This window comes from Sphingobium lactosutens DS20, from assembly GCF_000445105.1.
In the GTDB taxonomy this organism is placed as follows: Bacteria; Pseudomonadota; Alphaproteobacteria; order Sphingomonadales; family Sphingomonadaceae; genus Sphingobium; species Sphingobium lactosutens.
Map to the genome: position 1 here is coordinate 19,567 of NZ_ATDP01000093.1, position 8,376 is coordinate 27,942.

Genomic DNA, 8,376 nt, shown 5'->3' on the forward strand with positions numbered 1-8,376 from the left:
CAAGGTTCAGGGAGCAAGAAACATGGAAAAGACCACCAACATGCGCGAAATCGGCCAGCTGATGTCGGTCGCCATCGCCGCCGTCCTGTTTGGATCCACGATGATCCTGTCGGCGGTCGGCCCGGCCCGCGCCAGCGAAGCGCCGATCCTCGCGTCGAGCGACATGCCCGCCCCCGCCCGTTATCTGGCGTAAGGGCATAGGCCAAACCACAAGAACACGCACCAGGAGCCAAGACATGGGTATTTTTTCCCGCACCCGAGACATCATCGCCGCCAATGTCACCGACCTGCTCGACAAGGCGGAAGACCCGGCGAAGATGATCCGCATGATCATCCTTGAGATGGAAGAGACGCTGGTCGAGGTGCGCGCCTCCGCCGCCCGCACCATCGCCGACCAGAAGGAAATGCGCCGGCACATCGCCAAGCTGACCGCGTTGCAGGACAGCTGGACCGAAAAGGCGCAGCTGGCGCTGAGCAAGGACCGCGAGGACCTGGCCAAAGCGGCGCTGGTCGAACGGCAGAAGGCGGCCGACATGGCCGAGCATCTGGCGCATGAGATCGAGACGCTGGACGAGGCGCTGAAGGCTTCGGAAGAGGATATCACCAAGTTGCAGGGCAAGCTGCGCGAAGCGCGCGCACGCCAGAACAGCCTGGTGAGCCGCATGGAAAGCGCGCAGAACCGCTTGCGGGTGCGCGAAGCCTATGCCGGTGAGAAGGTCAACGAGGCCTTTGCCCGGTTCGACATGCTGGAACGCCGCGTGGACATGGCCGAAGGCCGCGCCGACGCCATGGGCATGGGCCAGCAGCCCAAGACGCTGGAAGAAGAGATCGCCGAGCTGAAGACCGCCGACAAGGTCGACGCCGATCTCGCCGCTCTGAAGGCCAGCATGAACAAGGGAGGCTGACCCGATGGAAGAGGTGTTCCTGCCCATCATGATCTGCGGCATGCTGTTCATCGGCATGCCCTGGCTGATCTTCCACTATGTCACCAAGTGGAAGCAGGCCCCCAAAATCACCGACGAGGACGAGAAGCTGCTGGACGAGCTTCACCTTCTCGCCCGCCGGCTAGAGGACAGGCTGCAGACGGTCGAACGGATCGTCGCCGCCGACAATCCCGATTTCCGCCCGCAACGTCCGGCACAGGACGACAGCTACAACTTCGACCGGAGGAACTGACATGAGCGCCCGCCGCACCAAATTCTATCTCGATAAGAAGAACGGGAAGTTCATGGGCGTGTGCTCCGGCATCGCCGACTATACCGGGATCGACGTGGTCTGGGTCCGTGTCGCGATAGTCCTGTCTTTCTTCATCGTCGGCTGGACCCTGCTGGGTTATTTCGTGATCGGCTTTGTCGCCGACACCAAGCCCAATGACCTCTACAGCGACCGGGACGACGAGAAATTCTGGCAGGGGGTGCGCGCCAATCCGGCCCGTTCCACCCGCGACGTGCGGTCCAAATTCCGCGACATCGACCGCCGGCTCGCCGACATCGAGCTCTATTACACCAGCCGCAACACGCGCCTGGCGGACGAAATCGACAGTCTGCGCTGAGCGCCGCATCCTTAAGGGAGGAGAGAGCCAATGAGTTTTGCCGGACCCAATTTCGTGATCGCCATCATCGCCCTGTCCATGGGCGCCTGGGTCATCACAACCTGGATGCGCGTCAAGCACGGCTATCCCGTTACGGATGATAACGGAAACACCGTTCATCGAACCGATCCCGACGCCGGTCGAAAAATCGACCTTCTGTCCAGCGAAAACGAAAAGCTGGTGGGCCGGATCAGCCGGCTGGAGGAACGCATCGCCGTGCTGGAGCGGATCGCCACCGATCCCGCCACCCGCACCGCGCGCGAAATCGACGCACTACGCTGAACTGGCCGGAGCAAGGGGAGTAAGGGACAATGGACAAGACCGATATGGTGGACGCCATCATCATGCCCAACCTGCCGTGGATCATCGGCGCCGGGCTGTTCATCGCGATCATCGCGATCGGCGGCTGGATCTTCACCACATGGCTGCGCGTGCGCCACGGCTATCCGCTGGACGGCGCCTGGGGCCAGGCGGTCTATCCGCAGAAGAATGAGGAAATGGCCGAGCGCATCAAGCTGCTGAGCCAGGAAAATGCCCAGCTGCGCGCCGAAATCGGGTCGATGAAGGACCGGCTGGCGGTGGTCGAGCGCATCGTCACCGACGAAAGCCACCAGCTGACCCGCGAGATCGAAAGGCTGCGCGGCCCCGCCAACTGACGAGCGGAGGCAGGACGCGCCAACAGGGAGCAAGAGACATGAATCCGTTTGAAATGGTCGTTGCCATCATCGCCATCGTGATGATCGCGCAGGTGGTGAAGGCCCGGATGGGCGTGGTGAACCGCCACAAGGGCGAGGATTTCATCCATCGCGGCCCCGATCCCGAAGCCGACCGGCTGCGCGCCGAGGTGAAGGCACTCAAGGACCGGGTCGCCGTGCTGGAACGGCTCGCCACCGATGATTCGACCGCGCTGGAGCGGGAATTCGACAAATTGCGCAGCCGCGACTGAGCGCGGCGCGACAGGGAGGCTAAGATGCAGGACCCCTATGTTTATCTGACGCTGGCGACGACGGCCTTGGCGGGCATCGCCATCCTGACCACAGCGGCGCTGCGCGGCTGGAATGGCTGGCTGGACCTCAAGCGGGCGGAGCTTGGCCGGCAGGGCGAAGAGGCCGCGCCGCCATCGGCCGCCGCGCGGATCGAGGTGGCGGACCTCAAGGAACGAATCCGCAAGCTGGAAGCGATCGCGGCGGGCGTCGACCTGTAAACGGGGTTCCCGCGACCGCTTTTGCGCCTATATGGGCGGCCATGACCGATATGCCCGCTGCCCCCCCGGCCCTTGCCGACATTCAGGAAGAATATGAATTTCTCGACGCGGACGATCGCTATCGCCTGCTGATCGACCTGGGGCGTACGCTGGAGCCGATGCCCGACGCGCTCAAGACCGATGCGACGATGGTGCGGGGCTGTTCGGCCGCCGTCTGGGTCTATCCCACGGTGCTGGATGGCGATGCCGACACGGGGGCAAGGCTGCATTTCCTGGCGGACAGCAATGCGGCGATCACCAAGGGGATCATCGCGCTGGTGCTGCTGACGGTGCAGGACAGCACAGCGGCGCAGATCATCGACACGGATATCGAGGCTGCGCTGGCGCCATTCGACCTTAAAAACCAGCTGAGTTCCAATCGCACCCAGGGCATTCCCAACATGATCGCCCTGATCCGGGAAACCGCAGCGCGCTACGCCGCTTAAGGTCTGGCGTGCGCAACCAGGGCTGCGGCCCGTGCGTTCCTCCCTTTCGTGAAAAGGAGGACGGTACTCATGCGTCATGGCATCCTATTGGCCGGCATCGCCCTGTTGAGCGCCTGTTCTGGCGGGGAAGAGGCAAAGGCCCCGACCCAACGCGAGCAGATCGGCCAAAGCTGGAAATATGAAGAGGCCGAGGGAACGAAGCTGGCCTATATCGGCAGCGCCAACAGCGTCGCCACGATGACCGCCCCCGACACATTTTCCGTGCTGCTGATCCAGCCGATGAGCAATGGCGAGAAGACGGTGCGGGTGAAGCTGGTCGGCGCGCCCTTCCAATGCGACCTGTCGGATTGCGCGGTGACGGCGCGCGCGGATGGCGGCGAACCGATGGAATGGAAAGGGCGGATGACCACCACCGACGACGGCATTGAACTGCCGCCGTCGCAAAAGGCCTATGAGGCGATCAAGGCCGCCAAGACCATCGATGTCGACCTGGTCACCGGGACCAAGGATGAAACCACCCGGTTCCGCTTCAACGTGGCAGGACTGGATCTGCCGGCCTGACAGGCTTGCGCACGCCGGCGCGCGAACGGCGGGCCAGTTCCTGCTTGAGCGCTGTCGGATGGGGTGCGACCAGAAAGCCGAAGCTGACCGTGCCCTCCTTCGTTTCCACCGCATGATGCAGGCGATGCGCCTGCACGATCCGCTTCATATAGCGCGACCGGGCGACATAGCGGTTGCGCACCCGCTGATGCACGATGATGTCGTGAAAGCCGAGATAAATGGCGCCATAGGCCGCGATGCCAGCCCCGACCGCCGTCGCCCAGCCACCCCAGTTCCATTGCACGCCGCCCAGCAGCAGCAGGATGGACGGCACGGCGAAGATCACGAAATAGAGATCATTGGCTTCCCAATGGCCGGTGCGCGGGCGGTGATGGCTGGCATGCAGGAACCAGCCCGGCCCATGCATCACCCAGCGATGCATGGCATAAGCGAAACCCTCCATCGCAGCGACGGTGGCGACGAAGATGAGCAGGAGCAACAGCGGCGACATGGCGTCCTTATAGGCCTGGCCGCCGCACTATGCGACCCCGGAAAGCGACGGGTGGTCAGGCTTCATCCGCAGGCGGCTTTGCCATGTGCACCACGCGCTGGGGGAAGGGGATGGTGATGCCGTTATCGCGGAACAGGTGCCATAGACGGCCCAGCACATCAGATTTGACATTGCCGACGCCCGCTTCGGGATCAGCGATCCAGGCGAGGATTTCGTGGTCGACGCTGTTGTCGCCATAGCCGGTCAGCCAGACATTGGGCTTGGGGTCCTGAAGCACGCGCGGGCTTTCCAGCGCGGCCCGCATCATCAGTTTCTGCGCAAGGTCGAGATCGCTGTCATAGGCGATGCCGACGGGAATGTGGATGCGCACATTGCGGTTGGAATAGGACCAGTTTTCCACCTCCTGCGTCATCAGATTTTCGTTGGGAATCAGATGTTCCTTGCCGTCGCGGGTGATGACGCTGACGGCGCGCACGCCGATCTTGTTCACCCAGCCGAAGCTGTCGCCCACGACGATGACGTCGCCCGGCTTGATCGACCGGTCGAGCAGCAGGATGATGCCCGCGATCAAATTGCCGACCGTTTTTTGCAGGCCAAAGCCGACCGCAAGGCCAAGAGCGCCCGAAAAGACAGCGAAGGCGGTGAGGTCGATGCCGAGCACGTCGATGCCGAAGAAGAAGGCGGCGGCGATGATGGCGATGCCCGCCAGTTTTTCCGCCAGCAACTTCTGGGTCGCGTCCAGTCCGCGCGAGCGGGATATGCTGCGCGCCAGCACGCGATTGGCAAGGCGCACCGCACCGAAGAGGCCGACGCCGATCGCGGCGATCGAGGTCACGTCGAGTAGCGAGATGCGGCTCTTGCCCAGTTGCAGGCCCACGCTGTCCATCATTTGCGCCAGCGGAGTGATGCCCCCCGTGCTGCCCGACAGCAGCATGACGAAGATCAGGATCGAGAGCGGCACCGTCGCCCAGAGCGGGATCGATACGCCGCGCAGCAGATGGTTGGCGACCATCGCCAGCGCCCAGCCCATGACGCAGGCGAGGACGATGTTGGCGGTCGTGCCGGTGGGCCAGACCGCGGTCGCGATGCCGACGAACAGCGTCGCCAGCCCGTGGCGGACGAGCGGGCGCACATGCGGCTGGAAAGTGGGGCCAAGATGCGCGCAATGCGGTTCGATCCGCCGTGCGATCATCCGCGCCAGCGCGGCGCACAGAATATAGAGGCCGATCGCCACGCCAAGTGCGATGCCGGCTTCGATCCAGTCCGCGCTGCGTTCCAGCCGCGCCAGCAATTCGGGCGGGACAAGCTGCATCAGGATGCTGCCCGGAAGCGCGCGAGGCCGGCGTCGAGATCGGCGATCAGGTCGGCCGGGTCCTCCAGACCGATATGCAGCCGCACCGCCGGCCCCGCCGCCTGCCAGCGCGTGGCGCTGCGGTAGCGGGCGGGATCGATGGGCAAGGCCAGACTTTCAAAGCCGCCCCAGCTATAACCGATGCCGAAATGGGCCAGCCCGTCGATCAGCGCGGCGCGGGCAACGTCATCCCCACCTTCGAGGATGAAGGTGAAGAGGCCGGTGGAGCCGAAAAAATCGCGCGCCCAATGGGCATGGCCGGGACAGTCGGGAAGCGCGGGATGCAGGACGCGCGCGACGCCGGGTTGATCCTTCAGCCAGCGCGCCACCGCCAGCGCGCCATCCCGGTGCTGGCCCAAGCGAACGCCGAGCGTGCGCAGCCCGCGCGAGGCGAGCCAGGCATCATCGGGACTGACCATCTGGCCGAAGAGATAGGCCGTCTGGCGGATCTTGCCGAACCAGTCGGCATTGGCGGTCACGCTTCCCATCATGACGTCGCTATGGCCGACAATATATTTGGTGCAGGCGAGAATGGCGATGTCGACGCCATGAGCCATGGCCGGGAAATAGAGCGGCGTCGCCCAGGTATTGTCCATCAGCGTGACGACGCCATGCGACCGCGCCCAGGCAGTGATGGCCGGCACATCCTGCACCTCGAAAGTGAGGCTGCCGGGGCTTTCGAGGAAGATGGCGCGGATCGGCCCGCTGGCAAGATGCGCATCGAGGTCCGGCGCCAGTGGATCATAATAGACGGTTTCGATGCCGTGCTGGCTCAGCATCTGGGTGCAGAAGGAGCGGGTCGGATCATAGGCGCTGTCGACCATGAGCAGCCGGTCGCCCGGTTTCAGCACCGCCATCAGCGCGCAGGCGATCGCCGCCACGCCGGACGGGAACAGCATAGTGCCCTCCGCGCCCGGCTCCATGTCGGTGAGCGCGTCCGCCAGGCTCCAGGCGGTCGGCGTGCCCTTGCGCCCGTAAAAGAGCCGTTCGTGCGTGCTGCTGGCGGCGGCTTGGCGCAAATGCGCGACATCGTCATAGAGGATGGTGGAGGCGCGCCAGACCGGGGGACTGACGATGCCACCGGGCTGGCCGGGCATGCTGGTCCATTCCGGCTTGCGGCCCGCCTGCACCAGTTGCGTCAGGGGCTTGCGCCCGTCCTTTCCCTTGTCCTTGCCGCTCATGCCGGGCCGGTCGCCTTGGGCGTGGCGGGATCAAAGCCCCATTCCGACCAGCTGCCGTCATAGAGGCTGACATCCTGCTTGCCGAGCGTTTCAAGGCCCGCGAGCAGGATGGCGGCGGTGACGCCGCTGCCGCAGCTGGTGATGATCGGGCGATAAAGGTCGGCGCCAGCGTCCACAAACGCCTGACGCAGCGCGTCACCCTGCTTCATGCGGTTGTCGGGTAGGAACAGCGCGGAGGATGGGAGGTTGCGGCTGCCGGGAATATGGCCCGACGCCATGCCGGGGCGCGGCTCCGCCTCTTCCCCGGTGAAGCGGCCCGCGCCGCGCGCGTCGATCACCTGCGCCTGCCCGCTGTCCAGATTGGCGCGCAGATCGGCCTTGGTGCGGACCTGGGTCCGATCGAGCCGGGCGACGGCGTTTCCGGGTGCGGGGGTCGCGATGCCGCTTTCGACCGGCCGCCCTTCCGCACGCCATTTGGGGAGCCCGCCGTCGAGGATCGCGGCCGACGCGCCGAGGCCGTAGACGCGCATCATCCACCAGCCGCGCGCGGCGCTGTGCGTCGGGCTGTTATCATAGACGATGATCCGGCTGTCGGCGTTTACGCCCAGCGCCTGCATGCGCTGCGTCATCATCGCGTCGGGTGGCAGCATGCCCGGCGTCGGATCATCGGGGTCGTTGAGGCTGGGCAGGCCCATGAAAGCCGCACCTGGAATATGGGCCTCGGCAAATTCGGCCTGCGGGTCGCGCGGCGTGCCGGGCAGGAACAGGCTGGCGTCCAGAATGACGAGATCGGGCTTGCCCAATTCGCCCGCCAGCCAGTCGGTGGACACGAAAATGGTCATGCGGCGCCTTTCCCGGAAGAGTGTCTAAGCCAATCCCGGTTTAGGGCGACGAAGCGGCCGTGGAAAGAGGCGTCAGGCCGGGGCGAGTTCGGCGGCGGCGCGCGCGGCGGGACGGCGATACTGGCGCGGCCCCTGGTCCAGGCGCAGCGGCGCGAGCCGGTCGGTCGGCGGTTCCTGTTCCTGGCCGACGATGAAGGCGCGCGCGGTGCGCCCCGACGGCAGATCGTCGCCGTCCGGCCCGTCCCACCGATAGGCGGCGTCGAACGCGGCCAGCGGAATGAGCAGGCTGCGCTGGCCCATCGCCACCGGGACGATCCGGTCGGGGGTGAGACGCAGTTCGCCCGTCAGCTGCCGCGTTTCGCCGGGCGCGATCGTCACCACGCTGTGCAGCGGCGTGCCTTCCTGCCCGGCGAGGAAATCCTGCAACAAGGCCTGTTGCTGCGCGCCGGCATTGCCGATGACGCCGCGCACCAGCACATCCTGCGCGGCCACCGTGCCCCGATTATGGAGGATGAGCGCGTAGGCGACGGTCACGCCCATCAGCGAATAGCGCGCCTGGCTGACGACCATGTCCATCGCGATCCAGGGACGGGCGGATGGCGGGGATGCGGCTTTGGCAGGCGCCGGGGGCGCTGGAGCGGGCGGCGCGGTGTCGGGGCGGGGCGACGGCG

Annotated in this window: 14 protein-coding genes and 1 pseudogene; 10 read left to right on the top strand and 5 right to left on the bottom strand. The window is 65.4% G+C overall.

All coding sequences use genetic code 11. From position 1 onward, the window contains the following. Positions 1-22: 22 nt before the first annotated feature. The 10 genes from RLDS_RS56530 to RLDS_RS43205 all read left to right on the top strand — a co-directional run bounded on the left by RLDS_RS56530 (position 23) and on the right by RLDS_RS43205 (position 3,841). Positions 23-193, top strand: a complete 171-nt coding sequence (locus RLDS_RS56530) for a hypothetical protein (RefSeq protein ID WP_169534108.1) — start codon at positions 23-25, stop codon at positions 191-193. A gap of 43 nt (positions 194-236) precedes the next feature. Further along, positions 237-905, top strand: a complete 669-nt coding sequence (gene pspA, locus RLDS_RS43165; RefSeq protein ID WP_021226642.1) for a phage shock protein PspA — start codon at positions 237-239, stop codon at positions 903-905. A gap of 4 nt (positions 906-909) precedes the next feature. Continuing rightward, positions 910-1,176: an envelope stress response membrane protein PspB gene (gene pspB, locus RLDS_RS43170; protein ID WP_021226643.1), complete on the top strand. Its 267-nt coding sequence runs from the start codon at positions 910-912 to the stop codon at positions 1,174-1,176. Between the two features lies 1 nt (position 1,177). After that, on the top strand, positions 1,178-1,552 hold the full coding sequence (gene pspC, locus RLDS_RS43175) for an envelope stress response membrane protein PspC (protein ID WP_021226644.1): 375 nt from the start codon (positions 1,178-1,180) through the stop codon (positions 1,550-1,552). 30 nt (positions 1,553-1,582) lie between these two features. After that, positions 1,583-1,873 (top strand): hypothetical protein, encoded by a 291-nt coding sequence (locus RLDS_RS43180; RefSeq protein WP_021226645.1) that lies wholly within the window; start codon positions 1,583-1,585, stop codon positions 1,871-1,873. 29 nt (positions 1,874-1,902) lie between these two features. Next, a complete protein-coding gene (locus tag RLDS_RS43185; protein ID WP_021226646.1) occupies positions 1,903-2,247 on the top strand; it encodes a hypothetical protein in 345 nt (114 codons plus the stop codon). A 38-nt stretch (positions 2,248-2,285) separates the two neighbouring features. Beyond that, entirely contained in the window at positions 2,286-2,537 is a 252-nt protein-coding gene (locus RLDS_RS43190; protein WP_009823248.1) for a hypothetical protein, read from the top strand. A gap of 24 nt (positions 2,538-2,561) precedes the next feature. Continuing rightward, entirely contained in the window at positions 2,562-2,795 is a 234-nt protein-coding gene (locus RLDS_RS43195) for a hypothetical protein (protein WP_021226647.1), read from the top strand. A 41-nt stretch (positions 2,796-2,836) separates the two neighbouring features. Next, the gene (locus tag RLDS_RS43200; protein WP_021226648.1) at positions 2,837-3,280 is read left to right on the top strand and encodes a SufE family protein; all 444 of its coding nucleotides are present in this window, start codon (positions 2,837-2,839) and stop codon (positions 3,278-3,280) included. Between the two features lie 69 nt (positions 3,281-3,349). Beyond that, a complete protein-coding gene (locus RLDS_RS43205) occupies positions 3,350-3,841 on the top strand; it encodes a hypothetical protein (protein ID WP_021226649.1) in 492 nt (163 codons plus the stop codon). Here the strand turns inward: RLDS_RS43205 and RLDS_RS43210 are convergent. The 5 genes and pseudogenes from RLDS_RS43210 to RLDS_RS43230 all read right to left on the bottom strand — a co-directional run. After that, positions 3,810-4,331: a sterol desaturase family protein gene (locus tag RLDS_RS43210; protein ID WP_021226650.1), complete on the bottom strand. Its 522-nt coding sequence runs from the start codon at positions 4,329-4,331 to the stop codon at positions 3,810-3,812. The two genes, RLDS_RS43205 and RLDS_RS43210, sit on opposite strands and share 32 nt — an antisense overlap. A 55-nt stretch (positions 4,332-4,386) precedes the next feature. Next, complete coding sequence (locus RLDS_RS43215) at positions 4,387-5,643, bottom strand: mechanosensitive ion channel family protein (protein ID WP_021226651.1); 1,257 nt, start codon at positions 5,641-5,643, stop codon at positions 4,387-4,389. Then, the gene (gene metC, locus RLDS_RS43220) at positions 5,643-6,863 is read right to left on the bottom strand and encodes a cystathionine beta-lyase (RefSeq protein WP_021226652.1); all 1,221 of its coding nucleotides are present in this window, start codon (positions 6,861-6,863) and stop codon (positions 5,643-5,645) included. The genes RLDS_RS43215 and metC overlap by 1 nt, the downstream gene beginning before the upstream one ends. Continuing rightward, on the bottom strand, positions 6,860-7,705 hold the full coding sequence (gene sseA / locus RLDS_RS43225; RefSeq protein ID WP_021226653.1) for a 3-mercaptopyruvate sulfurtransferase: 846 nt from the start codon (positions 7,703-7,705) through the stop codon (positions 6,860-6,862). The genes metC and sseA overlap by 4 nt, the downstream gene beginning before the upstream one ends. A 72-nt stretch (positions 7,706-7,777) precedes the next feature. After that, positions 7,778-8,376 (bottom strand): annotated as a pseudogene (locus RLDS_RS43230) (hypothetical protein); the annotation flags it as partial.